This window comes from Kordia sp., assembly GCF_965224175.1.
Taxonomy (GTDB): Bacteria; Bacteroidota; Bacteroidia; order Flavobacteriales; family Flavobacteriaceae; genus Kordia.
In genome coordinates this window covers 1,692,501-1,719,011 of the sequence record NZ_OZ245041.1, presented here as the reverse complement: position 1 = coordinate 1,719,011, position 26,511 = coordinate 1,692,501, and the positions used below count along the sequence as shown (strand labels likewise).

Annotated in this window: 22 protein-coding genes, 1 rRNA gene and 1 pseudogene (1 of these 24 cut by a window edge); 15 read left to right on the top strand and 9 right to left on the bottom strand. The window is 32.7% G+C overall.

Annotation, left to right across the window (positions count from 1 at the left end):
* The first annotated feature begins 73 nt into the window (after window positions 1–73).
* Genes ACOQOS_RS07630 through ACOQOS_RS07615 form a run of 4 tightly spaced genes read left to right on the top strand, consistent with a single transcriptional unit; the run spans window position 74 to window position 4,332 of the window.
* Complete coding sequence (locus tag ACOQOS_RS07630; protein WP_420574374.1) at window positions 74–1,003, top strand: ABC transporter ATP-binding protein; 930 nt, start codon at window positions 74–76, stop codon at window positions 1,001–1,003.
* Window positions 1,004–1,007: 4 nt separating this feature from the next.
* Window positions 1,008–2,324 (top strand): ABC transporter permease, encoded by a 1,317-nt coding sequence (locus ACOQOS_RS07625; RefSeq protein WP_420574373.1) that lies wholly within the window; start codon window positions 1,008–1,010, stop codon window positions 2,322–2,324.
* Window positions 2,325–2,333: 9 nt separating this feature from the next.
* Entirely contained in the window at window positions 2,334–3,167 is an 834-nt protein-coding gene (locus ACOQOS_RS07620) for a mechanosensitive ion channel family protein (RefSeq protein WP_420574372.1), read from the top strand.
* 1 nt (window position 3,168) lies between these two features.
* The gene (locus ACOQOS_RS07615) at window positions 3,169–4,332 is read left to right on the top strand and encodes a sigma-54-dependent transcriptional regulator (protein ID WP_420574371.1); all 1,164 of its coding nucleotides are present in this window, start codon (window positions 3,169–3,171) and stop codon (window positions 4,330–4,332) included.
* 539 nt (window positions 4,333–4,871) lie between these two features.
* Here ACOQOS_RS07615 and ACOQOS_RS07610 read toward each other — a convergent pair.
* The gene (locus tag ACOQOS_RS07610) at window positions 4,872–6,083 is read right to left on the bottom strand and encodes a hypothetical protein (protein ID WP_420574370.1); all 1,212 of its coding nucleotides are present in this window, start codon (window positions 6,081–6,083) and stop codon (window positions 4,872–4,874) included.
* A gap of 89 nt (window positions 6,084–6,172) precedes the next feature.
* Here ACOQOS_RS07610 and ACOQOS_RS07605 point away from each other — a divergent pair, with 89 nt between their 5' ends.
* The 4 genes from ACOQOS_RS07605 (at window position 6,173) to ACOQOS_RS07590 (ending at window position 10,649) form a co-directional block, all read left to right on the top strand.
* Complete coding sequence (locus tag ACOQOS_RS07605) at window positions 6,173–7,051, top strand: PPK2 family polyphosphate kinase (RefSeq protein ID WP_420574369.1); 879 nt, start codon at window positions 6,173–6,175, stop codon at window positions 7,049–7,051.
* Between the two features lie 21 nt (window positions 7,052–7,072).
* Window positions 7,073–8,464 (top strand): M20/M25/M40 family metallo-hydrolase, encoded by a 1,392-nt coding sequence (locus ACOQOS_RS07600; protein ID WP_420574368.1) that lies wholly within the window; start codon window positions 7,073–7,075, stop codon window positions 8,462–8,464.
* A gap of 93 nt (window positions 8,465–8,557) precedes the next feature.
* Window positions 8,558–9,475 (top strand): IS1595 family transposase, encoded by a 918-nt coding sequence (locus ACOQOS_RS07595; protein WP_420574367.1) that lies wholly within the window; start codon window positions 8,558–8,560, stop codon window positions 9,473–9,475.
* Window positions 9,468–10,649, top strand: coding sequence for a virulence RhuM family protein (locus tag ACOQOS_RS07590; RefSeq protein WP_420574366.1), 1,182 nt, complete (start codon window positions 9,468–9,470; stop codon window positions 10,647–10,649). The genes ACOQOS_RS07595 and ACOQOS_RS07590 overlap by 8 nt, the downstream gene beginning before the upstream one ends.
* A gap of 5 nt (window positions 10,650–10,654) precedes the next feature.
* On the opposite strand, the gene ACOQOS_RS07585 is transcribed toward ACOQOS_RS07590, so the two are convergent.
* Both ACOQOS_RS07585 and ACOQOS_RS07580 read right to left on the bottom strand, forming a co-directional pair.
* A complete protein-coding gene (locus tag ACOQOS_RS07585; RefSeq protein WP_420574365.1) occupies window positions 10,655–10,795 on the bottom strand; it encodes a hypothetical protein in 141 nt (46 codons plus the stop codon).
* A gap of 26 nt (window positions 10,796–10,821) precedes the next feature.
* The gene (locus tag ACOQOS_RS07580; protein WP_420574364.1) at window positions 10,822–11,256 is read right to left on the bottom strand and encodes a JAB domain-containing protein; all 435 of its coding nucleotides are present in this window, start codon (window positions 11,254–11,256) and stop codon (window positions 10,822–10,824) included.
* A gap of 153 nt (window positions 11,257–11,409) precedes the next feature.
* On the opposite strand from ACOQOS_RS07580, the gene ACOQOS_RS07575 reads away from it, so the two are divergent.
* Window positions 11,410–12,177, top strand: coding sequence for a Bro-N domain-containing protein (locus ACOQOS_RS07575; protein ID WP_420574363.1), 768 nt, complete (start codon window positions 11,410–11,412; stop codon window positions 12,175–12,177).
* Window positions 12,178–12,340: 163 nt separating this feature from the next.
* Here the strand turns inward: ACOQOS_RS07575 and ACOQOS_RS07570 are convergent, their stop codons facing one another.
* The 3 genes from ACOQOS_RS07570 to ACOQOS_RS07560 form a co-directional block, all read right to left on the bottom strand.
* The gene (locus ACOQOS_RS07570; RefSeq protein ID WP_420574362.1) at window positions 12,341–12,583 is read right to left on the bottom strand and encodes a hypothetical protein; all 243 of its coding nucleotides are present in this window, start codon (window positions 12,581–12,583) and stop codon (window positions 12,341–12,343) included.
* 204 nt (window positions 12,584–12,787) lie between these two features.
* Complete coding sequence (locus tag ACOQOS_RS07565; protein ID WP_420574361.1) at window positions 12,788–12,994, bottom strand: hypothetical protein; 207 nt, start codon at window positions 12,992–12,994, stop codon at window positions 12,788–12,790.
* Window positions 12,995–13,224: 230 nt separating this feature from the next.
* Complete coding sequence (locus tag ACOQOS_RS07560; RefSeq protein ID WP_420574360.1) at window positions 13,225–14,985, bottom strand: helix-turn-helix domain-containing protein; 1,761 nt, start codon at window positions 14,983–14,985, stop codon at window positions 13,225–13,227.
* A gap of 131 nt (window positions 14,986–15,116) precedes the next feature.
* Between ACOQOS_RS07560 and ACOQOS_RS07555 the strand changes: the two are divergent.
* Window positions 15,117–15,344: pseudogene (locus ACOQOS_RS07555) on the top strand (hypothetical protein); the annotation flags it as partial.
* 25 nt (window positions 15,345–15,369) lie between these two features.
* Here the strand turns inward: ACOQOS_RS07555 and ACOQOS_RS07550 are convergent.
* The gene (locus tag ACOQOS_RS07550; RefSeq protein ID WP_420574359.1) at window positions 15,370–15,540 is read right to left on the bottom strand and encodes a hypothetical protein; all 171 of its coding nucleotides are present in this window, start codon (window positions 15,538–15,540) and stop codon (window positions 15,370–15,372) included.
* A gap of 360 nt (window positions 15,541–15,900) precedes the next feature.
* On the opposite strand from ACOQOS_RS07550, the gene ACOQOS_RS07545 reads away from it, so the two are divergent.
* Window positions 15,901–17,397, top strand: a complete 1,497-nt coding sequence (locus tag ACOQOS_RS07545) for a helix-turn-helix domain-containing protein (protein WP_420574358.1) — start codon at window positions 15,901–15,903, stop codon at window positions 17,395–17,397.
* Between the two features lie 21 nt (window positions 17,398–17,418).
* On the opposite strand, the gene ACOQOS_RS07540 is transcribed toward ACOQOS_RS07545, so the two are convergent.
* Complete coding sequence (locus tag ACOQOS_RS07540; RefSeq protein WP_420574357.1) at window positions 17,419–17,832, bottom strand: SMI1/KNR4 family protein; 414 nt, start codon at window positions 17,830–17,832, stop codon at window positions 17,419–17,421.
* A gap of 287 nt (window positions 17,833–18,119) precedes the next feature.
* Here ACOQOS_RS07540 and ACOQOS_RS07535 point away from each other — a divergent pair, with 287 nt between their 5' ends.
* Both ACOQOS_RS07535 and ACOQOS_RS07530 read left to right on the top strand, forming a co-directional pair.
* Window positions 18,120–21,089, top strand: a complete 2,970-nt coding sequence (locus ACOQOS_RS07535; RefSeq protein ID WP_420574356.1) for a SusC/RagA family TonB-linked outer membrane protein — start codon at window positions 18,120–18,122, stop codon at window positions 21,087–21,089.
* A gap of 256 nt (window positions 21,090–21,345) precedes the next feature.
* A complete protein-coding gene (locus tag ACOQOS_RS07530; RefSeq protein WP_420574355.1) occupies window positions 21,346–22,704 on the top strand; it encodes a RagB/SusD family nutrient uptake outer membrane protein in 1,359 nt (452 codons plus the stop codon).
* 263 nt (window positions 22,705–22,967) lie between these two features.
* Here the strand turns inward: ACOQOS_RS07530 and ACOQOS_RS07525 are convergent, their stop codons facing one another.
* Window positions 22,968–24,056, bottom strand: a complete 1,089-nt coding sequence (locus ACOQOS_RS07525) for a M42 family metallopeptidase (protein WP_420574354.1) — start codon at window positions 24,054–24,056, stop codon at window positions 22,968–22,970.
* Window positions 24,057–24,167: 111 nt separating this feature from the next.
* Between ACOQOS_RS07525 and ACOQOS_RS07520 the strand changes: the two genes are divergently transcribed.
* Both ACOQOS_RS07520 and ACOQOS_RS07515 read left to right on the top strand, forming a co-directional pair.
* The gene (locus ACOQOS_RS07520; RefSeq protein WP_420574353.1) at window positions 24,168–24,845 is read left to right on the top strand and encodes a DUF4294 domain-containing protein; all 678 of its coding nucleotides are present in this window, start codon (window positions 24,168–24,170) and stop codon (window positions 24,843–24,845) included.
* Between the two features lie 552 nt (window positions 24,846–25,397).
* Window positions 25,398–26,511: ribosomal RNA gene (locus ACOQOS_RS07515) — 16S ribosomal RNA — on the top strand (it continues 410 nt past the right edge of the window).

The following is a 26,511-nucleotide window of genomic DNA, read 5'->3' as shown; positions in this document are numbered from 1 at the left end:
GGTGGGTTTTGTTTTATAATAAGATTTACTGTAACAAAATACCCAATGTAGTTACATATATAAAAAACTTTTCATGAGTTCAATTCTTCAGGCGAAAGACGTCGTAAAAAAATATGGTGAGTATACTGCATTAAATAAAGTTTCTATTGACGTACCTAAAGGAAGTATCTTCGGACTTCTAGGACCTAATGGAGCAGGAAAAACATCACTCATCCGAATTATCAATCAAATTACAGCACCAGACGCAGGACAAGTTTTGCTAGATGGTGAAGCATTAAAACAACTTCATATTCAGGATATTGGTTACATGCCCGAAGAACGTGGTTTGTACAAATCAATGAAAGTAGGTGAGCAAGCGCTGTATTTGGCACAATTAAAAGGATTAAGCAAATCGGAAGCAAAAATGCGTTTGCAATATTGGTTTGAAAAATTTGAAATCACAGATTGGTGGAACAAAAAGATTCAAGAACTGTCTAAAGGTATGGCGCAAAAGATTCAGTTTGTTGTAACGGTATTGCATCAACCGAAGCTTTTAATTTTTGATGAACCTTTCAGTGGATTCGATCCAATTAATGCCAACAGAATTAAAGATGAAATTATTCAACTTCGCGATGAAGGTGCAACAGTCATATTTTCTACACATAGAATGGAATCTGTAGAAGAAATGTGTGATCATATTGCATTAATTCATAAATCAAATAAAGTATTAGACGGAAAACTTACCGATGTAAAACGTCAGTACAAGAGTAATACATATCAAGTTGGAATTGCAGCAAACGACAATCAACAATTACGAAATGTATTAAATGATAAGTTTGAATTGACAGATGCAACTTTTAAATCCATCGATGACGATTTAAAAGTAAATATCAAACTAAAAAAGGGAGATACTTCAAACGATTTACTATCATACCTAACTTCAAAAGGTCAAGTAAATCATTTTGTAGAAGTGATTCCGAGTGTAAACGATATTTTTATTCAAACTGTAGAAAATAATAATTAGGACTATGAATCACTTACCACTAATTATCAAAAGAGAATATTTAACGAAAGTTAGAAACAAGTCATTTATCATTATGACGTTTTTAAGTCCTTTAATTATGATTGGACTTTTTACGTTGATTTTTTACCTAACACAGTTAAATAATAATAAAGAGCGTACGGTTTCTATTTTGGATGAAACAGGAACAATTTCTCAGATATTTACAGAAGAAACAGAGAAAGACGCCAATACAACGTACAATATTCTTTCTGGAATATCTCTTGAAGATGCTAAAAAACAAGTAGAAACAGCAGAAGAATATGGATTGTTACATATTCGTAAAATGGCATCTACGGAAGAAATTGCAAAACACATCAAATTCTACTCAGAAGATTCTCCATCTGTTACTTTTATTTCTCGATTGGAAAGGAAATTAAGTAAAAAACTAACCGATGAAGCACTGGTGAAAAATGGTGTAAATGTAGATTTGGTAAAAACCTCTAAAATGTCTGTCGATATCGGACAAGAAACATTTACAGGAGAACGTACTTCAAAACTCATCAATTATTCCAAATTAGGTTTTGGTTTGGCTGCTGGATATTTATTATTCATGTTTATCATTATCTATGGAAATATGATTATGCGTAGTGTTATTGAAGAAAAAACTAATAGAATTATTGAAGTAATTATATCTTCGGTGAAGCCAGTACAACTCTTAATGGGAAAAATTATAGGAACTTCGCTAGCAGGAATCACACAATTTTTAATGTGGGTTGTTTTGGGAGGAATTATGATGCTGGTATTCTCTCTAGTTTTTGGAGTTGACGTAGCCGGAATGCAAGCGGAACAACAACAAGCATTGTTAGAACAAGGCGCAGATTTAGATATGCAAATGCAAATTTCTGAAGTATTCAATAGTTTACCATTGGCAAATTTAATCACGGCATTCTTTATCTTCTTTATTGGAGGTTACTTATTGTATAGTTCTTTATACGCCGCTATTGGAGCAGCTGTAGATAATGAAACAGATACGCAACAGTTTATGATGCCAATCATTATGCCGTTAATTCTGGCAGTATATGTTGGTGGATTTACAGTATTAGAAGATCCGCATGGAACCGTGGCAACAGTGTTTTCGTTCATTCCATTTACATCGCCAGTAGTAATGTTGATGCGTATTCCTTTTGGAGTTCCACTATGGCAACAACTATTATCGGTAGTAATTTTGTATATTTCTTTCTCAGGAACGGTTTGGTTTGCGTCAAAAATTTATCGTGTTGGTATATTGATGTACGGAAAAAAACCAAGTTACAAGGAAATATTCAAATGGTTGAAATACTAGGCTAACACCATGGAAACATTCAAGGATTTTTTAGATTTTGTTCTCTACACGCATGGCGATATAAAAATCACGATCAAAGCTGTCGTTGTTTTAATCGCTGTATTACTAGGGACACAAATCATTTTAAAATTCACAAGGATTGCAATAACAAGAAGTTTAGAAGCTGAAGGAAAAGCACGTTTTAAAACAGTTTTTACATTTTTAAAATACTTTATCTTTTCTATAGTGATCATCACTTCACTTGATGCTTCTGGAGTACAAATTACAGCACTTTTAGCAGCTTCAACAGCATTATTTGTTGGTATAGGACTTGGAATGCAAAAACTATTTCAGGATATTATTTCTGGAATTTTTATTCTGGTAGATCGAACCGTGACTGTCAACGATGTTATTGAAATAGATAAAAAAGTTGGTAAAATAACAGAAGTAGGATTGCGTACAACCAAAGCTATTACACAAGATGAGAAGATTCTGGTGATTCCAAATCATAAATTTTTAAGTGAAATACTATACAACTGGACACAAAATGATGTCATGACACGTGAATCTATTAGTGTTGGAGTTGCGTATGGTACGGATGTTGATCTAGTAAAAGCATTCCTTTTAGGAATTGCAATGCAAGATCCTGCAATATTAAACGAACCAAAGCCAACAGTCTTTTTTATAGATTTTGGTGACAGCGCTTTGAAATTTAAGTTACATTTTTATATTGGTGACAGTTTTCATTTGCCTGAAGTTCAGAGCAGATTGCGATACAAAGTATATAACACATTTAATGAAAATAACATAAGCATTCCATTTCCACAGCGCGATGTACATGTTTATAATTCAAAAGTAGAATAATATGCCAAAAATATTAGTAATAGAAGACGAATCAGCAATTCGTAGAGTATTAGTGAAAATCTTATCGGAAGAAAATGATACATATGAAGTATCACAAGCCGAAGATGGATTGGCTGGAATTGAAATGGTAAAAAAGGAAGACTATGATTTGGTGCTTTGTGATATAAAAATGCCAAAAATGGATGGTGTAGAAGTATTGGAAGCTGCCAAGAAAATAAAACCAGAAACTCCTTTTGTGATGATTTCTGGACATGGCGATCTAGATACTGCCGTAAATACCATGCGTATTGGAGCGTTTGATTATATCTCAAAACCACCAGATTTAAATAGATTGCTAAATACAGTTCGTAATGCACTTGACAAAAAAGAATTGGTTGTTGAAAACAAACGATTAAAGAAAAAAGTAAGCAAGAACTACGAAATGATTGGTAACTCTGATGCCATTCAACAAATAAAAGATATCATTGAAAAAGTAGCACCAACAGATGCTCGTGTGTTAATTACTGGACCAAATGGAACTGGTAAGGAACTCGTGTCACACTGGTTGCACCAAAAAAGTGATCGTAGCAAAGGACCAATGATTGAAGTAAACTGTGCAGCAATTCCAAGTGAGTTGATTGAAAGTGAATTATTTGGTCATGTAAAAGGTGCATTTACTAGCGCAAACAAAGACAGAGCTGGAAAGTTTGAAGCTGCCAATGGCGGAACTATCTTTTTAGATGAAATTGGAGACATGAGTTTGTCTGCACAAGCAAAAGTATTACGCGCATTACAAGAAAGTAGAGTACAACGTGTTGGTAGTGATAAAGACATCAAAGTAAATGTTCGTGTTATTGCGGCAACAAATAAAAACTTAAAGAAAGAAATTGAAGATGGGAAATTCCGTGAAGATTTATATCACAGGTTAGCCGTTATCTTGATTAAAGTACCAGCATTAAATGATAGAAGAGACGATATTCCGTTATTGATAAATCATTTTGCAGGAAAAATTGCAAACGAACAAGGAACAGCCGCTAAAAAATTCTCAGATAAAGCGATAGAATTATTACAAGCGTACGATTGGACAGGAAATATTAGAGAATTACGAAATGTAATTGAACGTCTCATCATTCTCGGAGGAAAAGAAGTTACCGAAGAAGATGTAAAACTCTTTGCTTCTAAATAAGAATAAAAAATCAGCTCAAAAGGCTGATTTTTTTGTGAATTTACACGTCAAACTAAACTAGATTCAGTTTCTCATCATGAGTTAGTTAAATTGTGTGATGCTGAATCAAGTTTAGGGTGACGCAGCAGTTTTCTTAATCTTTAAAATGAAAGGACAGGTCATTTCTGTAAAAATTAAGTAATTCGCTTATAAAAACACTTATTTTAAGTCATGCGAATAGATGCTGAAAAAAACTGAAAGTGCAGCGATTTAAAAATTAGTATTGAGAATTGAGATGTTAGTATTGAGAAGTTTCAAATCAAATACTGTACTGTGCTAATTTTTGAACTTTTACACAAACAAGCTAAAAATCTAAAAGCACAGCGATCTAACACCTAACAGCAAGCGATTTAAAAATCAGTGTTGAGAATTGAGATGTTAGAATTGAGATGTTTCAAAGGAAATACTGTGCTAATTTTTGAACTTTTACACAACCAAGCTAAAAATCTAAAAGCGCAGCGATCTAATTTCTAACAGCAAAGCGGTCTAAAAATCTAAAATTATATTCCAAATTTCACACTAACTCCAGTCTGTAAATCTGGATTGTTATTTACGGTAAAATCTTGTTGAATATAAAATGAAGTTGATATTTTTCGTGTAAACGTGTATACAAATGTCCAATAATTATTGTTCTTATATAAATGACGTGTTCCATGTCCCCAAGAATTAAAAGCATCGTCATCACGAACATAAATATTGTAATCGTCTTCGTCTTTTTTATGTAGACTTGTTTGAAGATAAAAGCTAATTCCAAACGAGTGATATGTTTTTCCTTTGGAAAGAAATGTATATTCAATATCTGTTTCTAAACTTCCAATAAAATCATTCGTTCCAAAATCAAAATTATCATCCTGTAAATCCACAGCATTTTTTCGAAGCACATTTGTTCCCAATCCGAATAAAATAAAATTACGATCGTTGAGGTCAAATTGTTTTACTCCAGCAGCTGAAAGTCCAACATCCATAGACATATTATAACTAGATAAATTTGTTCCAAGATGTGCACCAAAATTTAAATACACTTTCTTATCGTTCAAAAATGTCGGATAATAATAATAATGTGTCTCAATTCCAGCAGTTAAAAAATCGCCATTGCCTAAATCGAATGATCTCCCATTTCTATCAGTATATAAAAACTTGGCTTTGTCCAATCCAAAAACACGTCTATCAAAAGGATCATCACCACCGGCAACGTTATCATGAAAGAACTCAATAAGACGATCGGAAGTCAAAGAAGAAAGAGGAAACTTTCCATTAGTCAATAAAAAAGCTCTAAAACCAACAATTAATTCTTGATTTTTAGTTGTCGGAATCGTTAAATTTCCTCTTAAGCCTTTAATCACACCATCAGTTTCTATTTCAAAATAACCAGCATCAATCTGATCTTCTTCCACACGATATTGTCTGCTAAACCAAGCTAGTGCACTCATATCAGCACGAACTGAAGGATCATTTGGAATATATGTTTTTACATTTGGTCCCCAAACATTTCCACTTTCCAAACTAATATCTAATTCTAGACGTTGAGAAGCTTTCAGTTTAAAATTATGATTTAACCGTGAAATAAATACACCAAATGGATTGGTTGATAAAATACTAGGCTTCGAAATTCCGTTTTTAGTATAAGCTGGAATAGAATCTTGATCGCTTTGCGCGAATAGACTCAAACTCAAACATAAAAAGAAAACAAATACTAATTTTTGATGTTTCATAATGCAATACTGATAATTTGAAGCCGCTAAACTACAAAAAATGTAAAGTACAATCCGTATATTTAGCCTTCAAAGAAAAATAGTAAGGCATGAAGCATTTTGATAAGGATACTTTTAAAGTAACAAAATCTATAAAACTGAGTGAAATATCTACCAAATTTGATCTTGGAGAATCTAAAAAAGAAATCAAAAAAGAACTAGAAGATGTTCGAGAAGATTTAGGAAAACTACAAGATACAATCTACGCACATGGAAAATACGGTGTATTGGTTTGTTTGCAAGGAATGGATACTGCTGGAAAAGATAGCTTAATCAGAGAAGTTTTTAAAGATTTTAATACGCGTGGAATTGTAGTACATAGTTTTAAAGTACCTACGGAATTAGAGTTGAAGCACGATTATTTATGGAGACATTACATTGCATTGCCAGCAAGAGGGAAATTCTCGATTTTTAATAGAACACATTATGAAAATGTATTGGTAACTCGTGTACATCCTGGATATATTATGGGAGAAAACATTCCTTCTGTAAACTCTGTAGAGGATATTAATGATGAATTTTGGGCAAAACGCTTTGAACAAATCAATAATTTTGAAAAGCATATTGCAGACAATGGAACGATTATCTTCAAATTTTTCTTGAACATTTCGAAAGATGAACAAAAAAACAGATTACTTCGTCGTTTAGAACTCAAAGAAAAAAACTGGAAATTCTCTCCAGGCGATTTAAAAGAACGTAAACTTTGGGATAAATATCAAGAATGTTATGAAGATGCGTTAAATAGAACGAGCAAACCACATGCGCCTTGGTATGCAATTCCTGCTGATGACAAACCAACGGCACGATATATTGTTGCCAAAACAATTTATGATACATTAAAAGAATACTCAGATATTGATGAACCTGAATTGGATGATGATATCAAAGCAAATCTCGAAATGTACAAACAACAATTAGAATCTGAATAAAACCTCAAAATACTGCCACACATGAAAAAAATATTTACACTGTTATTTTTGGCTTCTGCGATCAGTTTTGCACAAAAAGCAGATGAAAAACAACTCAAAAAAGTATACTCAACTTCATTAACCAATGGACAAAGTTATGCTTGGCTTGATCATTTGTCGAATAAAATTGGCGGACGTCTTTCCGGATCTGCAAATGCAGCAAAAGCTGTGCAATACACAAAAGCAGAACTAGAAGCATTAGGTTTAGATAAAGTTTGGTTGCAAGAAGTAATGGTTCCAAAATGGGAACGTGGAAAAGCGGAAGAAGCTTACTTTATGTCTGGCGGAACAAAAACTACGGTGCCAATTTGTGCGCTTGGTGGTTCTGTAGCAACCAAAACAGGCGGAATAGAAGCAGAAGTTATTGAAGTACAAGGTTTGCAGGATTTAAAAGCTTTAGGAAAAGAGAAAATTCAAGGAAAAATTGTGTTTTATAATCGTCCAATGCAAGCTGACTTAATCAGTACGTTTGAAGCTTATGGTGGTTGTGTTGATCAGCGTTATGGTGGTGCAAAAGAAGCGTTAAAATATGGTGCTATTGGTGTTGTTGTACGATCTATGAACTTGCGTTTAGATGATTATCCACACACAGGAAGTATGGGATATGAAGATGTTGCAGTAGCAGATAGAATTCCTGCGGCAGCTATCAGCACAAACGGAGCAGAAATATTAAGTAAACAATTAAAAAAAGATCCGAAAACAAAATTCGGATTTACAATGCATTGCACACAATATGAAGATGTACTATCGCACAATGTCATTGGTGAAATCACAGGAAGTGAATTTCCAAATGAAATCATTATTGTTGGTGGACATTTAGATTCTTGGGATTTAGGAGATGGTTCTCATGATGATGGCGCAGGAGTTGTACAAAGTATGGAAGTATTACGCTTAATCAAAGAAACGGGTTATACGCCAAAAAGAACAATCAGAGTTGTATTATTTATGAATGAAGAAAACGGATTGCGTGGCGGACGTAAATATGCTGAGGTTGCTAAAGAAAAAGGAGAGAAACATGTATTTGCTTTAGAAAGTGATGCTGGCGGATTCACGCCAAGAGGTTTCTCATTTGATTGTTCGGCTGGAAACTTTGCACAAGTAGAAAGTTGGAAACCATTATTTAAACCGTATTTAATTCATTATTTTGAAAAAGGAGGAAGTGGTGCAGATATTGGTCCGTTAAAAGACGATCAGATTGTATTAGCAGGATTGCGTCCAGATTCGCAACGATATTTTGATCATCATCATGCAGAGAACGATACGTTTGATGCTGTCAATAAACGCGAATTGGAATTAGGTGCAGCAACCATGACTTCTTTAGTATATTTATTTGATAAATACGGAACTGTAAAAGAAAAGAAGATAAAAGGATAAAAAAATAAAGGTAACTATATACTTATTTACACTAATTAAATTAGGTTTAGTGTAATTAACTTCTTATTTTTGATATAACAAAATGATAATGTTATGTTTAACGAAGAAGTAAAATCAGTTTTAGACCTTATAAAAGCCTTTCCAAATCAACAGGCTTGTATAGATCATTTAGAGTTATTACGTTGGAATGGTAACGTAGTAAGTCCATTTGATGAAACTTCTAAAGTCTACAAATGTAAAGGTAACAAATACAAGTGTAAAAATACTGGTAAGTACTTCAATGTTAAGACAAACACGATATTTGATAATACTAAAATCGACTTGCAAAAGTGGTTCTTAGCTATTTGGCTCGTTACTTCTCATAAAAAGGGTATTTCTTCGCTTCAATTAGGGCGTGACTTAAACATTACACAAAAATCTGCTTGGTTCATGCTACAACGTATTAGAAACTGTTTCGGAATCGACAACGACACACAATTAGACAATGAAGTTGAAGTAGATGAAACTTACGTAGGTGGAAAAAACAAAAACAGACACGCAAATAAAAAAGTACCACATTCGCAAGGTAGAAGCGCAAAAGACAAAACACCCGTAGTCGGAATGGTTGAGCGTAACGGAAAACTTACTGCGCGTACTATAGAGAATGTAAAATCTGAAACACTTACCCGTGAGATTATCAAAAACGTTAAAGAATCTGCAAAACTATATTCTGACGAATGGCTAGGATATAAAGGTATCAACCGCATTTACGATCACAGTATCGTGAAGCACAACCAAAACCAATACGTTAACGGTAGAATCCACACAAACACAATAGAGGGGTTTTGGTCACTTTTAAAACGTGGTATCGTTGGCATCTATCATTTTACAAGTAAAAAGCATTTACAAAAGTACGTTGATGAATTCGTATTTAGATACAACACGCGCAAAGGTGGCGAATTTGAAAGATTTAATTTACTTTTACAGAATACTCAAAATAGAATAACATATAAAGAATTGATTAATGGGTAATTTAGAAGAACAACAAAACTTTTTGTTTTATACTGCAGAAGATGGGACTACAAATATTCAAGTAATTGTAGATGATGAAACTGTGTGGGCTACTCAAAGATCAATGAGTGATATATTTGACGTTGAAGAAAACACAATAACATATCACGTAGGGAATGTGTATGCTGATGGAGAACTACCAAGAAGTTCAACTACTCGAAAAATTCGAGTAGTTCGAAAGGAGGGAAACCGTGATGTAAAAAGAGAATTAGATTTTTACAACTTAGATATGATTATATCTGTAGGTTACAGAGTTAATTCTCCGAAAGCTACAAGATTTAGAATTTGGGCTACCTCAATACTCAAAGAATATTTAATCAAGGGTTTTGCTTTGGATGATGAAAGGCTAAAACAAGGAAAAACCTTATTCGATAAAGATTATTTTGATGAATTAGTAGAACGCATTAGAGAGATACGTGCGTCTGAAAGAAGATTTTATCAAAAAATAACTGACATATACGCTTTAGCAATGGATTACGATCCTAAAGCGAAGATTACACAAACTTTCTTTGCGACTGTACAAAATAAACTAGAGTACGCTATAACACATCATACCGCTTCTGAAATAATAAAACTAAGGGCTGATTCAAGCCTTCCAAATATGGGGTTAACAAGTTGGAAGAATGAAAAAAAAGGCGGAAAGATTATGAAGTCAGATGTTTCTATCGCTAAGAATTATCTAAAGCAAGAAGAAATATCAGAATTGAATATCCTTGTCACAATGTTGCTGGATTTCGCAGAACTTCAAGCAAAAAGAAATAATGGTATGACAATGAAAGATTGGGTTAATAAACTTGACTCTTTTATCAAATTCAATGATTATGACTTATTAAATGATGCAGGAAGCGTTAGGGCAAGTGTAGCAAAAGCATTCGCAGAACAAGAATACATTAAGTTTCGAATAATTCAAGACATTGAACATAAATCTGATTTCGATAAGTTAGTTGAGAAAACTAAAAAAGGAGAAGTTCCGCCGCCGCCGATTGTCAATAAAAAAGTAGACTTATCAGATTTTAATCAAAAATTAAAAAAAGGATTAGAATTTAACCCAAAAGATAGACCTGTTTCAGCTTTAAGTCTAAGCAGTATAAGGAAAAGAAAGGAACATAAAGACAAGAAAGGCGATAAAAAATAAGCCTTCTATGTATAAGGATTCTTTAGATTGTTTATTTCAAAAACATGTAGTAATTGCTTAGCTAAATTATCTATTCTGTACTCTAATTCTACTATTCTATCTTCAGCTTGCTTTAAGTTCTTTTTGAGCTTCGTTATCTCGTCCATAATATATTTAAATTGGTTTGTTTGTATTACTGTAATTCTTCAGGAAAACCATCATCTAACAGGCTGTAATAGTCTTCTTTTTCACAAATAATAATGTGATCTAGTATTCTTATACCGAGTAATTCGCCGCCTTTCATTAATCTGTGTGTTAATCGTAAATCAGCTTCACTTGGTTTCATGTTACCGCTTGGATGGTTGTGACATAATATGATTTTTTCGCATTTCTTAGCTGCTGCGAGATTAAATACGTCAATAGGAGAAACATTAACGGTATTTGATTTACCTATCGCAATGAGTTCTATATACTCAATATCGTTATTGTTATTCAAACCAATAACCCAAAAATACTCCTTCTTTCTGTGAAGTCTGTTTTGGCGTAAAAGTATCTTACGCATTATACGTGCTATGTCTTCTCCGTTTGCGATGTTAATGTCCTCGTCTTTTGGTAAGCGTACTTTCATTTGATTTGGTTCTTTGTTTCAAAGATAGCAATATAATGAAAAAACTTACGAGTTAATTTATTTTTGATATAGTTTCTGGTTTTTAGAAATTTCTTTCAATCTCATAAGTAAATTCAATCTTTTATCTTTATATTTCTGCTCAAAATTTAAACTATGCAATTACAAGTATTTAAGTTCGAGTCAAAAGAAGAAAAGATGTTAAGTGAAATTAGAACCATTGAAATTGATGGGGAAATTTGGTTTGTTGCTTCTGATGTCGCTAAAACTCTAGGATACAAAAGACCGTCGGAAGCTGTTAGACAACATTGTAAAGAAAAGGGTACGGTAAAACACCGTGTGCCTACTGACGGAGGAGATCAAGAGGTCTTAATTGTCAATGAACCAAACGTTTACAGACTCATCATAAAATCAAAGTTACCATCTGCTGAAAAGTTTGAAGAATGGTTATTTGAAGAAGTTGTTCCTTCAATACGAAAAAAAGGTTTTTATGGCAGGATTGATCGAAGCCAAGCGCCTAACTTTTATCTTAGATATAAAGACAATCTTCATAAAATTGACAGAAACTATTTTTCAGTAATAAGTGAATTATTTGTTACGCTTAATGCTGAATTAGAAAAAGTAGGTTACGAGATACCAAATAGAAGTGAAACAGGAAAACAAATTATGCCTGATATTTCAGTCGGAAGAATGTTTTCAAGCTACTTAAAAAAGACAAAATCTGAGTTTCTTGATACTCACAAATATTACGCTCATTCTTTCCCTGACGATAGACCTGATGTTGAAGCAAGAATGTACCCTATAGAAGCGTTACCAACATTTAGAAAATTTGTATTTGAAAAATGGATTCCTGAAAACGCTACCAAATACTTCAAAGACCGCGATCCTGTTGCTTTAGACTACTTACCTAAACTTTTAGAATAATTTTTTTCATCTTTTAGTGTAAACATATATATAGTTGCCAAAATAAATTCTATTTAAATCTATTTTTTTAAGCTTTAGAACAAGAAAAAACTAATAAAGGGATTAATTATAAAACTTCCTTTATTAGTTTTTTTATTATATCGCTTTTTTTCAAGCTTTATTCTTAATCGTCGTATTCACAGTTATACCAACATCTAGTGGCATTTCCAGCAAGCGCACTTAAACAGTCTTGATTTGCTTCGCTTGATCCTTGAGGACCATTACTGTAATTATCAAAGCTCATAGTAAAAGTAGCTCCATTCATAGTAATTGTTAGACGACATGTTTGAGAACCACCAACTAGGTTATATTGTTGTTGTTTATTGAGAACAGTAACTCCTTTTAAATTTAAAATGTTTTTTAGCATTGTATATAAATATTAATTTGTTATTAATTTTAGCTTATAAATGGTTGTAAAGTATGAGTATATAAATGTGAATACTTTTTATTTTAAGTAAGCAACTTTTCGATAAATACAAATATCTTTAGCAAACAGCAGAGCATTGATTAGAACAAATATATGTGGCTCTACCGTCACAATTTATTAGCGAATCAAAGTTCGTTAATGAAATTAATTACCTTTTCTTATTTTTTTACATAGTTCAAGGCATAATGTATTACAACTCCAATACTGAGTACCAGGAGGATTCAAAGTTGTATCGGCACAAGACAAGCATCCTGTATTCCCATGTGTTCCGCCTCCTACGACTTTAACTTGAGTTATTAGCGAAATGGATTTTTTGTTCAGTTTTAATGACTTAACATTCTTTTTTTTCATAATAAACGGTTTTAATGTTATATGTTTTGTTATAGCTTTTAATGCTAATACACATTTCAAATGTAATAGCATTCATTACAAAAAAACAATTGAAGTTTTGTCAATTTTATAAAAATGATTATGCTGTTTTTTGATTTAAATAACTGAAAATTAACTACTTGAAAGTGTGTGGCTTTATGGCTAAAAATAGCATACTAAAAAAGCATGAAAAAGAGCAGAAAAGCAAGATACTATTGAATTTCGCTTTGTCTTAATTCTTTTATATAAAGTGAAGGTTTTACTTTTAGTAGTTTTTTGAAGTTGGTATTAAAAGAACCTATGCTTTTATAACCTGCTTCTTTTGCAATTGCTTCTATGGTATAATTTCGTAAATTTTTTTGTTCATTTAGCCGTTTCACAATCGAGCGTATTCTTAATCTATTACTATATTCAGCAAAGGATAGATTTAAATAATTATTTACAGTTTTCGATAAGTAACTTGAGTTCGTATTTAGTCTTTTTGCGACCAAGACCAATGTGTAATTTGGTTGCAAAAACAATTCTTCTTTTTCTAAATTTTTAAGTTTTTCAATAAGTTTTAATGCATTTTCGTCGGTGAGTACATTTATTGTTTTTGGTTTGTTTTGTTTTGAAATGTCTTCTTGTAATTGATCTATTCTTGTTTGAAGTAAACGTATATTTCTTTTATCTTTTTTCTTAACTTTAAAAAAATAGATTAGGAATACACTTATACATACAATTGAAGTGAAAAATAAGTATAAATAAACTTTTTTTAGCTTTTCTTGTGCTTGATAATTTTCACGGAAAATCTTTACTTCTTCTTTTCTTTTTTCATGCGCTACCAAAGTGTTTATGGAAATATCAGATGCACTTTTAGTTTCAATATGTGCTTTTATTTTCTCAGCATAACTTGTAGCGTACTTAAGAGCTTTTTTTGGCTGCTCTGTTTCTTCATAAATTTTAAATAAGTAAAAATGGCATAAAGCTTCAAAATCCAATAGTTGGTACTCAGGCCAAGTATTAGCCTCAATTTGTTGAAGAAATATAGTCTCTGCTTGTTTCCAATTTTTTAAAAAATAGTCACATTCGGCGACAATAAAACTCCCTTGTGCTACTCGTTTGTTACGTTTTCTCGCTTTATAAACTTTTAAAACTTCTTCATAATGGTGTTTAGCAACTTTATAATTGTGCCTGTAAAAATTAATATCTCCATACAATGTAGTTATATTGACATCATAATAAGAGATTTTATTTTTTACTGCATATTCTTTAGCCATTTTGGCATAATGTTGTGTTGAATCTAAATACGAGTCATAATATTCGTCATTTATATTGTAAATATGTACGTTCATATTTCTATGAGCTAGTTTTATTAATTCTTTTAGGTATTCTTTTTGCAGACTATCTTCTGTCAAAAAAATAGGAGCTTTTTTTATCTTATTCAAGCATATATTACTTATTTCTATTGCTTTAAAAAGTTTATCAGACAAAGAGTAAAGTCTACCTAATGCAGATTGAAGCTTAATTTCTAACAAGAGCGAACAATTGCCTTCACAAGAATTGATAGTTTTATTGAGAATATGTATGGCAGTTTCTAATTCATGACTTTCTAAATATCGTAAACTCTGAAAATAGTAAACATAGCCTTCAATTTCTGTTTTATTTTGATCAATATGTTCTAATTGTGATATCGCTTTTTCAAAGAAGGCATCTGCCAAATCAAAATTAGTACGCAAGACATATACATAAGCTTTGCCAGCATAACCAAAGGCTTTAAGATCATTTTCTTGAGAACTTATAAATTGATCGCATAGTATAATGGCATCATCTGGATTTTTTAAATATATCTTATTGTATTCAATAAAAGAGGAAGCAAGATTGTTTTGAGCATAAGAGCACAAACTAAAAATACTAAAGAATATTATGAATAGAATGTTTGTGATTGGAAAATAATGTTGAATCCTTTTTGTGCAAAATGATGTTTTAAACATTGTTTGTAATGCCATAGATAGTTATCAATTTATTAAAGCTAGATAAAATTATAAACATAGAAAAAAGAATCTTCTTATGATTCATAAATCATAAGATAGTTCGTAATGATCTTTTGTTTTGATATAAAGTTTCGCAACGCTACTTTGATCATTATCATGCCTCCAATGATACTTTTGATGCTGTAAATCGTCGTGAGCTAGAATTAGGTGCAGCAACCATGACTTCTTTAGTATATTTATTTGATAAATACGGCACGGTAAAAGAAAAGAAAATAAAGGTAAATAATATTCAAAATACCTTATCTATAAAAAAAGCGACATTATACTATATAATGTCGCTTTTCCTTTTTAATCAATAATTGCTAATGTGACAATTTTAAAATATTAGCTTCCGCATAAATTATCTTGCATACAATCATCAAACTTAGCAAAGTTATCAGGATATGTTTTATCGCAATGATTATACGCCAAATAACAATGTGGAACACCTCCGATGATAAATTTTTGTTCGTTTTTAGATAATTCTCTCCCTAATTTGGTAATTGATTTTAACATAGTTATAGTATTTAAAAAGGTTAATAACACTTAAAACTATAGATTATTCGCAGTGAAAAAAAACATGTTTATTCAATATTTATAAACGATAAGTTGAAATTTATAAATCTTACACAGGTAAAAGATATTCATAAAATGGAAACTAATTTTAATACTTATTGTAATGCGAAATAGATGTAGTTCTATTCAAACAGCTGATAATAAGTAGTTTTACATGGCTTTTGAAAGTCAGAAAAAGATCTCAATATTTATGTTTCAGAAGTAAATTGCGAGTGAAAAAAAAGTAAAAGTTTATCGGGAGACACTAAAATAGGCTATTTGTCACGAATAAAGTCGTATATTTAAGTAAACCGTATTGTTATGAAAGAAATAAATCAAATAACACGTTTGATGGTATTTGTTCTTCTTTTTTTCAATCCTAAAATAGGTGTCTACGGACACAACCAAAATAACCCTTATAACCATCAAACAGAGTTGGCTAATTTGCCAAGAGCTGCGTCAAGTGAATTTTCATATTTCTATGATGTAGGGAATCTAAAATTAAAAACCAGTACTACAGATAGTATTCCTATCTATAAAAAACTGGCACTAGAGCATGCGCGAAATCGTGATGTGGAAAAAGCGTCTTTTTATGCAGATAAATATATGAAGACCAGTTATGAATTTAACTTTATCCACAATAGCGAGTTTGTTGCTCTTGAAAATATTATGCCTTTTAAAAACGTGTTTAAAAAATATTGTTTGAATTTTACAGGATACAATTTATTCTATTTGTTTTCAGCGTTAATAGGCTTTTTTATTGCGATTGTGATGAACTTTAAGCGAAACAAAAATAGAAGTGCAATTATATTCATAAGCATTTTCATACTGATACGTTCATTATTTATACTTCATTTGTTTTTATACGATTCAAACTTGAAATATAGATTTCCACATGCTTTATTCATGTCTACTATATTCGTATTTGTAGATGGACCACTGCTTTATTTTTACTTTAAGAGTATTACCAAAAAATATACATTCAAAAAGCAACATCTATTACATTTGATACCTACCATTGTTGTTATTTTTGTATTGCTTCCTATAATAGCACTGCCTGAAGAAGAAAAGTTGAAAGTAATATTAAACACAAGTACTATTGATTACAAATCATTTTTACCGCCAATGGTTTTTGTTAAATTGACTTTGCTTTTTGGATATGGTTACTTTGTATTTAAAATGTATTACAAAGACATTCGAAAGAATCCTAAAATTAGTGAACGTGTACAAAAATGGCAACGAAACCTGGTAGGACTCATTACACTCTATATCGTAAGTTTTACGTTCTATTGTTTAGTTGTAATTCGCGTGATTCCTAAAAGCGACTTTTTATATCATTTTCAAATATGGATTATGACTTTTATGGTATTGTATATTGGATACATGGCTTACATTCAGCCAAAAATTATTACCAATAGTTATGTAATTAGAATCAATAATAAATATAGAAATTCAGGATTAACAATCAGTTTGTCACACGAGCTAAAGGAACAACTTTTATACTTATTAAATGAAGAAAAAATTTATAAGCAAAATGATATCAACTTAGAAAAGCTTTCTAAAATGCTGAATACAACACGACACAATACGTCTCAAGTAATTAATGAGCATTTTGAATTAAATTTCTTTGAACTCATTAACCAATATCGCATTACGGAAGCATCTCAAATTTTAAAAGATGACATACATCATAACTTAAATATCATTGATGTTGCCTATGAAGTTGGATTCAATAATAAAGTTACCTTTAATAAATCATTCAAAAAACATTTTGCACAAACGCCTTCACAATATGTGAAAATGTTTCGTGTGGCGTAAGTCATTACAGTTAAGTGTTGATCAAAACGAATTTGTGGAATTCAAAGAAGAAAGTCTGTAAATAGATGTAGTAATCTTTTTTACAAATCTTTCTTCGTGGTTCCATAGATATATTTCTTCAGATAAAACTCCGTTTCCATCATGCATTAAAATTAATTGATCGCCAGAGCCATCAGAACCAATTGCAATTGCATTTTCGGGAAAACCTTTCCATTCACGAGCATTTCTAGTTTCGAGAACGATATGATTGCAAGTTCGACTGATTCTTTTTCTATCAGATGTATCAAAAAAAGGATACAATTTAAATTCAGACTCTTCTATGATGCATTCTCCGCCATTTAAACGCATCATACGTTTTTTAAATTCGGTAGGAAATATAATATTTAGTTGTGATTCGACTTGTAGTATATATTTTTCTTCAACAGGAAAAGGCATTTTTTAGCTCTCTTTGGTTTCGGTAGTACTAAAACTACATCAATTCTACGTTACATCAAATTCGTTTGAAGCATTCATGAGTAAAATGAAGGTAAACATTCTTCGGAAAGGGTAATAGTTATAGGGATTCCCTAAAAAAGATACAGGAAGTAGTTCATTTACTCTAGCAAAAAAAAGGTGAAGTGAATTCTTTATGCAATCTCAAAAACTGTATATCCGCCTCGTATAAATTTCGGCTTCACTTTTTTAGTATTAAAAAACGAGTATAAACTAAAAAAGTTATTTCAATGGAAAAGAATTACATTAAAATGCTACTACTATTACTGTTTAATGTCAGTATCGTATTAGCACAAGAAAAAAATGTTACTGGTAACATTGTCGATGACAAAGGAACTCCATTACTAGGAGTTACTGTTCTTGTAAAAGGAACAACTACTGGAGCACAAACAGACTTTGATGGAAACTACACGATCAAATGTAAAACAGGCGATGTGTTAGTGTTTTCATATGTAGGATTTAAACCGAAAGAAATCGCAGTCACAAATATTTCAGTGATCAATGTTACGCTAGAAGAAGATGTTGATGTACTAGATGAGGTATTGATTGTTGGATATGGAAAAGCAAGTAAAGTAGATAATACTGGAGCTATCACAAAGATAAAATCAGAACAGCTAGATAATGTGCCTGTAGCTTCTATACAAGAAGCATTATCTGGAAAAGCTTCAGGTGTTTTTATCGAAAGTCAAAGTGGAAAAATTGATGGAGCGATCAAAGTAAGAATTAGAGGAACAAACTCTATTGGAGGAAACAACGAACCTTTATATGTAGTAGATGGTTTGGTGATTGCTGGAGGAACCAGAGATATCAATTTCAATAATGTTGAATCTCTAGAAGTTTTAAAAGATGCAGCAGCAACAGCGATTTACGGATCAAGAGGAGCAAATGGAGTCATATTAATCACCACAAAAAAAGGAAAAGAAGGTAGAACAAGATTCAATGTTGATTTCCAAAATGGATTCAGCGAACCTACAAGCCTTAGAGATTATATGAATGCTGCTCAATACAGAGACTTCTTTAGAGTAGCTGCTGTGAATTCATTTGGGGATGATACGGGGAATTTCTTTGCAGACACAATTCTAGGAGATTTATCACAAGGTCAAGACGTAGATACAGATTGGCAAGATTTAGCATTTAGAAATGCAAAACTAACGCAATTTAGTATTGGTGCTTCTGGTGGAAGTGAAAAAACAAGATTCTATACAAACCTTTCGTATGATCACCAGGAAGGAATTTTGATTGGAAACGATTTGAAAAAACTGAATGGTATTTTAAACTTTGAACACGATGTAAGCGATCGTATGCGTTTAGGTGTAAGCACTACAATAAGTAGGTTAGAAACCAATAGTGTGGCAGGCGATAATGCATTTGCAACACCAATTCAATTAGTAGCACAAGCACCAGTTTCGCCTGTGCGAGATGAAGATGGAAACTTAATTCGTTATGATCAAGTAGGAAGTATTATTAGCGGATATTACAGCGCTGTTATCGAAGATGCAAATTCGACGAGAAATACAACTTCCGATAGAATTTTAGCAAATCTATATGCTGATTATAAATTTGCAGATTGGTTCAATATTAGAGGTGAAATAGGATTGGATAGAGGTTCGAGAAAAGCCTTTACTTTTCAAAATGCAAATACGCAAGGAAATGAAATTACAGGTGGATTTGGTTCTACCACAATTACAAAATTTCAAACATTCTCTCCAAAAATCTATGCGACTATAGACAAAAAGTTCAATGATATGCACGATATCAATCTAGTCATAGGAGCAGAGGCTCAAAAAACGAGAACCGAAACTGCAGGCGGAACTGCCACAGGATTTATCTCCGGATTAGATCAAACAGGAACTGGAGCCGTTCCTACAGGTGTTTTAGGCGCTACGGCAGATAATGGATTCTACTCTTACTTTGGAAGATTAACATATAAACTTAACAATAAATATATCCTTGGATTTACGGGAAGATATGATAAAAGTTCAGCATTTGGCGATGGAGTTTTCTTTCCAGCGGTTTCAGGAGCTTGGAAAATTTCGGAAGAAGCATTCTTAAAAGATTCAAAAGTAATCAGCTTCATGAAACTACGCAGTAGCTTTGGAGTTAGCGGAAACAATTTCAATGGTTTTCCTAGTTTGGCTTTATTCTCGCCAGTAGCCTACAATAAACTAGCAGGATTGTCACCAACACAATTAGCAAACAATGATTTATCTTGGGAAACCACAAGTACCTTTGATGTAGGTTTAGAATTAGGTTTTTTAGATAATAGAATAAATCTTGAATTAAACTATTATGCAAAGCAAACAAAAGATTTGATTCAACGAAGACCAATTGATGCAACTTCAGGTTTTACAGGGTTTGCCGCCAATGTAGGAAACATAGAAAACAAAGGATTTGAAATTACTTTAAATACAATAAATGTAGATACAAAAGATTTTAGATGGGAAACCAACATCAACTTCTCACAAAATAAAAATGAAGTGACAAAATTGATCAATGGTCAGCCAATCTTAAGTACAAACGATAGATACATGAATGCATTGATAGAAGGCGAACCAATTGGAGTGTTTTATGGAAGAGAATATGCAGGTGTCGATCCAGCTAACGGAGATGCATTATATTATTTAAACGATGGAACAGACGGAACTACGAACGATCCAAATGCTGCAAACTTTAAAGTTTTAGGAAATCCAAATCCAGATTGGATTGCGGGAATCAGTAATCAATTTCGTTACAAAAACATTGATTTCAACTTTTTATTTAATGTAGTGCAAGGAAATAAAATCCACAGAGCAGCAGATGTGTTTATGGTTGGAGGTGATTTTATTGACAATCAATTAGCGAGTGAACTAAACTATTGGACGCCAGAAAATCCAAATACAGACATTCCGCAACCAAGATTGGTAGGAGGAAACGGAACAGCTACTTCTAGCAGGTTTCTTCAAGATGGTTCATATGTAAGACTAAAAACAATTTCTTTAGGATATAACTTCAATCCAAAATTATTAGAAAAAATAAAACTATCAGACTTACGAATCTTTATCACTGGACAAAACCTATTAACATTTACAAAATACGATGGATGGGATCCAGAAGTGAGCACAGACTTTCTAGCAAATGGAAGCAATGTATTTCAAGGTGTAGACTTTTATTCAGCACCACAAGCGAAAACAGTAACAGTAGGAGTAAAAGTTGGATTTTAAAAAATTAAACAGATGAAACGAGCATAAAATTTTATTATTTCCAAATTGACATAAGGAGATAATTAAAATTATATGTGAGTTACTGAATGTATTCAATTTTTTTGAACATTCAGGAATCAAAAAAAATTAAACAGATGAAACGAACATAAATTTTTAATATTTCCAAATTGACACAAGGAGATAATTAAAATTATATGTGAGTTACTGAATGTATTCAGTTTTTTTGAACATTTATAAATCAAAAAAAATTAAACAGATGAAACATATCAAAAATAAATATATAAACTATATGATGGTAATCATTGCATATCTTTCCTTTTCATGTGAAGACTATGTAGATGTAGAACCTTTAAACACACTAAGTGCAGAGAATGCATTAAACAGTAGTGAAAAAGTAATTGGAGCACTCAATGGAGTATATAATACAATGTCAGGAACAGCATTGCTAGGTGGAGATTTAATTTTTGTGGCTGAATTGTTAGCAGCAGATGGGAAAATATCGTTTGGAGGAACATTCAACGATCCACGCCAAATTATCAACAAGCAAATATTGACAACAAATAGTAGAGTCAATAATATCTTCAATGCAGGTTACAGTGCTATCAATCGAGCAAACTTAGTATTAGAAGCAATTGATGTTGTAGATGACGCAAACAGAGATCGAGTAGAAGGAGAAGCGCTTTTTGCTAGAGCATTAATTCATTTCGAATTGGTAAAACTATTCGCAAAACCATATAGTGATGGAAATGCAAGTTCAAACATAGGTATTGTGCTCAAAACAGAAGCAAGTCCTTTTAATGGAGGAGACATTTCTTCAGATTGTGATGTTAGAAGTACAGTGCAACAAGTATATGATATAGTATTGGCAGATTTAATTGCGGCGAGCGCATTAGTGCCATCTAGTAATGGAATATATGCTAACAAAGCAACGGTAAATGCTGTGTTGGCCAGAGTATATCTGCAAATGGGAAATTATGCAGGAGCAAGAGACGCAGCAAACCTAGCAATAAACGATTCTGGAGCAAGCATGGTTCCTACATATCGATTTGCTTTTGCGCAAGATGCAAATACGTCCGAAGATATCTTTTCAATACAAGTTTCGGAAATTGATGGAGTAAATGGTATGAATACCTTTTGGGCACCAAGCGCACAAGGTGGTCGAGGAGATGTAAGAGTTACAGCTGGTTTTGCCAATTTCTTAACATCACAGAATAGAGGGACAAATGCCAATCCAAATGTTGCTATGATTATAGGAAACTACACAACAAAATGGTACAATCAATTTGGAAATGTACAAATGGTTCGCTTGGCAGAACTACTACTAATCCGAGCAGAAGCAAATTTAGAACTAGGAACTTCAATCGGAGCAACACCACAACAAGATTTAGATGTGGTAAGAACCAGAGTAGGTTTACCTAGTATAACTGCTACTGTAAACAATGTATTGACGGAAAGAATCTCTGAATTAGCTTTTGAAGGACAATATTTGCACGATTTCAAAAGAAGACAACTCACAATAGAAGGTTTTTCTTTTGATGCGAATGAATTGGTACTTCCAATTCCGCAAAACCAAATCAATGCGTGTCCAGATACGCAGCAAAATGCTGGGTATTGAGTCTTAAATATGTATTAGTAATTCGTCAAGGGTATAAGTTTAATTATAAGGACATCTTTATTATCAGGCAGAATTGCTAATGCATATCTAAGATAAATTCCAAATGAGGGAGTAAACTTAAAAAGTATACTTCATAAAAAAGAAACATTATTTAGTTTTTTTAGTTAGAGCTTCTTTTTGTAGTAATGCAAAGAGAAGTTCTTTTAAAAAAATAAAGGCTTTCAAAATTTGAAAGCCTTTATTATATAATTAAATCATGTAACTTATTCGAAATAACTAAATGTTTCTCCGTCTTTAATAGTTAATAATGTTTCGTAAATCAGACGAATCACATTTTCAACATCGTTCTTATGTACAGTTTCTACTGTAGTATGCATATAACGTAGCGGAAGCGAAATTAATGCAGAAGGAACACCACCATTACTATAAGCAAAAGCATCAGTATCTGTTCCTGTAGAACGACTAGAAGCCATACGTTGAAAAGGAATCTTCTTTGCTTCGGCAGTTTCAATAATACGTTCTCTCAACTTATTCTGAACCGCAGGCGCATATGAAATAACTGGTCCATCTCCCATCTTTGTCTCTCCTTGAGTTTTCTTATTAATCATAGGAGTCGTAGTATCATGGCAAACATCAGTAACAATGGCAACATCTGGTTTAATTGTTTCGGTAATCATTTCAGCACCACGCAAACCAATTTCCTCTTGCACAGAATTAGTAACGTACAATCCAAAAGGAAGTTTTACTTTATTTTCATGTAACAAACGCGCAACTTCAGCAATCATAAATCCACCAGCTCTATTATCAATAGCTCTACAAACAAATTTATCTTTATTCAACACATGAAACTCATCAGGATATGTAATAACACAGCCAACATGTACTCCAAGTTCTTCAACTTCTTTCTTATTAGAACAGCCAACGTCAATAAAAATATTATCCAATTTTGGCGGTTCTTCCTTTCCTCTATTTCTTGTATGAATAGCTGGCCAGCCAAACACACCTTTTACAATACCTTTCTTTGTATGAATATTAACCCATTTAGAAGGCGCTATTTGATGATCACTACCTCCATTTCTAATAACATACAATAATCCATTATCAGTAATATAATTTACATACCATGAAATCTCATCAGCATGTCCTTCAATAACTACTTTATATTTTGCTTTAGGATTAATAACACCAACGGCAGTACCATAAGAATCTGTGATAAACTCATCAACATATGGTTTCAAATAATCCATCCAAATCTTTTGCCCATTCCATTCATAACCTGTTGGAGCAGGATTATTTAAATATTTCTCTAAAAAAGCCATTGACTTTTTATTAATAATTTTCTTTTTTGCCATAAATTTTTAATTTAATTAGACGAAAATAATAATATTAAAATAGATTTAATAGTTATACGAGTACGAATTAGTACATTTGGAATAAAAATTGAAAGAATTTCTAGTCAAAGCATGAAAAGAATTAATCTTATACTATTAATATTGATTACCTATGTGGGACAAGCACAAATTATACAGCAAGACACAACAAAGGTAAAGCAGTTTCTCATTGAAGGTGATTCCATTCCACGTTCTTCAATAGAGTTAGATGAGGTAATTGTATTCAATAAATTAAAATTTTCTTCTAAAGAAGAACGTATTCGATATCTAATCCTAAGAAGAAAAACATTAAAAGTATATCCCTATGCAAAGCTCGCTGCGGAGCGATTAGTAAAATTAAATGAAAGGCTAGATAATATTGATTCCAAATCAAAACGGCGAAGATATACCAAACGAGTTCAAAAATTCATTGAAAAAGAACTAACAGCAAAACTAAAGAAGCTTACAAAAACAGAAGGTCAAATACTCGTGAAGCTGATTCATAGACAAACTGGCGAAACTGCATTCAATTTAGTGAAACGTTTACGTAGTGGCTGGAAAGCATTTTGGTACAATACTACTGCAAATCTATTCGATATATCTTTAAAAAGAGAATTCAAACCTCAATCTAATCACGAAGATTTCTTAATAGAAGACATACTACAACGCGCATTCTACAACAATCAATTAAAAAGACAACCATCATTACTACCATTCTCTTATCTAGAATTAACAGATAAATGGAACTCTAAAGTCAAGGAAAAGAAATAGTTGCGAGGGAAAATAAAAATCACTACTTTTATTATCCTTTTTCAGAAACATAGAATAATTATATTTTTTTAGAAAAAACATCTAAGAAATGTTGTTTGTTTCAAAAACGTCTTTATATTTGCAGCCGCTAAAACGATAAGAATTGGCGTTAAAAAAGTTCATTGATTACTGGTTTAAGATTAGATAGAAGTTTTTTGAAAAAAGTTTTAAAAAAGTTTTCTGTGGAATAAAAAAGGTTGTATGTTTGCATCCGCTAAAAACGGGAACGTTTTTATATAAGTTCTGAATAGGAAAACTATTAAAATTTAAGAGGCAAGAAGTTTGCGAGAGAGCTTCAAAAAAAATCTTAAAAAAGTTTTGTTAGAATGAAAAAAGGGTTTTATATTTGCACCCGCTTTCGGAAGGAAGTTTAGGAAATAGAGAATTAGAAGTTCATTGACATATTGATTAGCAGCAATTATTTTAGGAATAAGATAATGATAAAAAACATAAGCAAAGACATCTTTTGAGAAGTAGATAATTTTTCGGAGTTTGATAATATATTAAAGAACAACGATGAAGAGTTTGATCCTGGCTCAGGATGAACGCTAGCGGCAGGCTTAACACATGCAAGTCGAGGGGTAACAGGAGTAGCTTGCTACTTGCTGACGACCGGCGCACGGGTGCGTAACGCGTATGAAACCTACCTAATACAGGGGGATAGCCCAGAGAAATTTGGATTAATACCCCATGGTACTGTGATCTCGCATGGGATTATAGTTAAAGATTTATCGGTATTAGATGGTCATGCGTTCTATTAGTTAGTTGGTAAGGTAACGGCTTACCAAGGCAGCGATAGATAGGGGCCCTGAGAGGGGGATCCCCCACACTGGTACTGAGACACGGACCAGACTCCTACGGGAGGCAGCAGTGAGGAATATTGGACAATGGAGGCAACTCTGATCCAGCCATGCCGCGTGAAGGAAGACTGCCCTATGGGTTGTAAACTTCTTTTATAGAGGAAGAAACGCAGATACGTGTATTTGTTTGACGGTACTCTACGAATAAGGATCGGCTAACTCCGTGCCAGCAGCCGCGGTAATACGGAGGATCCAAGCGTTATCCGGAATCATTGGGTTTAAAGGGTCCGCAGGCGGTTGTTTAAGTCAGAGGTGAAAGTTTGCAGCTCAACTGTAAAATTGCCTTTGATACTGAATGACTTGAGTTATAATGAAGTGGTTAGAATATGTAGTGTAGCGGTGAAATGCATAGATATTACATAGAATACCGATTGCGAAGGCAGATCACTAATTATATACTGACGCTGAGGGACGAAAGCGTGGGGAGCGAACAGGATTAGATACCCTGGTAGTCCACGCCGTAAACGATGGTCACTAGCTGTTTGGACTTCGGTCTGAGTGGCTAAGCGAAAGTGATAAGTGACCCACCTGGGGAGTACGATCGCAAGATTGAAACTCAAAGGAATTGACGGGGGCCCGCACAAGCGGTGGAGCATGTGGTTTAATTCGATGATACGCGAGGAACCTTACCAGGGCTTAAATGTAGAGTGATAGCTTTAGAGATAGAGTTTTCTTCGGACACTTTACAAGGTGCTGCATGGTTGTCGTCAGCTCGTGCCGTGAGGTGTCAGGTTAAGTCCTATAACGAGCGCAACCCCTGTTGTTAG

Bases quoted from the DNA above. Each gene is read 5' to 3' on its own strand.
- ACOQOS_RS07550 (WP_420574359.1), bottom strand. From the start codon at position 15,540: ATGTTAAAATCAATTACCAAATTAGGGAGAGAATTATCTAAAAACGAA.
- ACOQOS_RS07570 (WP_420574362.1), bottom strand. From the start codon at position 12,583: ATGCTAAAAAACATTTTAAATTTAAAAGGAGTTACTGTTCTCAATAAA.
- ACOQOS_RS07530 (WP_420574355.1), top strand. From the start codon at position 21,346: ATGAAACATATCAAAAATAAATATATAAACTATATGATGGTAATCATT.
- ACOQOS_RS07545 (WP_420574358.1), top strand. From the start codon at position 15,901: ATGAAAGAAATAAATCAAATAACACGTTTGATGGTATTTGTTCTTCTT.
- ACOQOS_RS07525 (WP_420574354.1), bottom strand. From the start codon at position 24,056: ATGGCAAAAAAGAAAATTATTAATAAAAAGTCAATGGCTTTTTTAGAG.
- ACOQOS_RS07585 (WP_420574365.1), bottom strand. From the start codon at position 10,795: ATGGACGAGATAACGAAGCTCAAAAAGAACTTAAAGCAAGCTGAAGAT.
- ACOQOS_RS07590 (WP_420574366.1), top strand. From the start codon at position 9,468: ATGGGTAATTTAGAAGAACAACAAAACTTTTTGTTTTATACTGCAGAA.
- ACOQOS_RS07605 (WP_420574369.1), top strand. From the start codon at position 6,173: ATGAAGCATTTTGATAAGGATACTTTTAAAGTAACAAAATCTATAAAA.
- ACOQOS_RS07620 (WP_420574372.1), top strand. From the start codon at position 2,334: ATGGAAACATTCAAGGATTTTTTAGATTTTGTTCTCTACACGCATGGC.
- ACOQOS_RS07595 (WP_420574367.1), top strand. From the start codon at position 8,558: ATGTTTAACGAAGAAGTAAAATCAGTTTTAGACCTTATAAAAGCCTTT.
- ACOQOS_RS07610 (WP_420574370.1), bottom strand. From the start codon at position 6,083: ATGAAACATCAAAAATTAGTATTTGTTTTCTTTTTATGTTTGAGTTTG.
- ACOQOS_RS07630 (WP_420574374.1), top strand. From the start codon at position 74: ATGAGTTCAATTCTTCAGGCGAAAGACGTCGTAAAAAAATATGGTGAG.
- ACOQOS_RS07535 (WP_420574356.1), top strand. From the start codon at position 18,120: ATGGAAAAGAATTACATTAAAATGCTACTACTATTACTGTTTAATGTC.
- ACOQOS_RS07600 (WP_420574368.1), top strand. From the start codon at position 7,073: ATGAAAAAAATATTTACACTGTTATTTTTGGCTTCTGCGATCAGTTTT.
- ACOQOS_RS07565 (WP_420574361.1), bottom strand. From the start codon at position 12,994: ATGAAAAAAAAGAATGTTAAGTCATTAAAACTGAACAAAAAATCCATT.
- ACOQOS_RS07540 (WP_420574357.1), bottom strand. From the start codon at position 17,832: ATGCCTTTTCCTGTTGAAGAAAAATATATACTACAAGTCGAATCACAA.
- ACOQOS_RS07560 (WP_420574360.1), bottom strand. From the start codon at position 14,985: ATGTTTAAAACATCATTTTGCACAAAAAGGATTCAACATTATTTTCCA.
- ACOQOS_RS07625 (WP_420574373.1), top strand. From the start codon at position 1,008: ATGAATCACTTACCACTAATTATCAAAAGAGAATATTTAACGAAAGTT.
- ACOQOS_RS07520 (WP_420574353.1), top strand. From the start codon at position 24,168: ATGAAAAGAATTAATCTTATACTATTAATATTGATTACCTATGTGGGA.
- ACOQOS_RS07580 (WP_420574364.1), bottom strand. From the start codon at position 11,256: ATGAAAGTACGCTTACCAAAAGACGAGGACATTAACATCGCAAACGGA.
- ACOQOS_RS07615 (WP_420574371.1), top strand. From the start codon at position 3,169: ATGCCAAAAATATTAGTAATAGAAGACGAATCAGCAATTCGTAGAGTA.
- ACOQOS_RS07575 (WP_420574363.1), top strand. From the start codon at position 11,410: ATGCAATTACAAGTATTTAAGTTCGAGTCAAAAGAAGAAAAGATGTTA.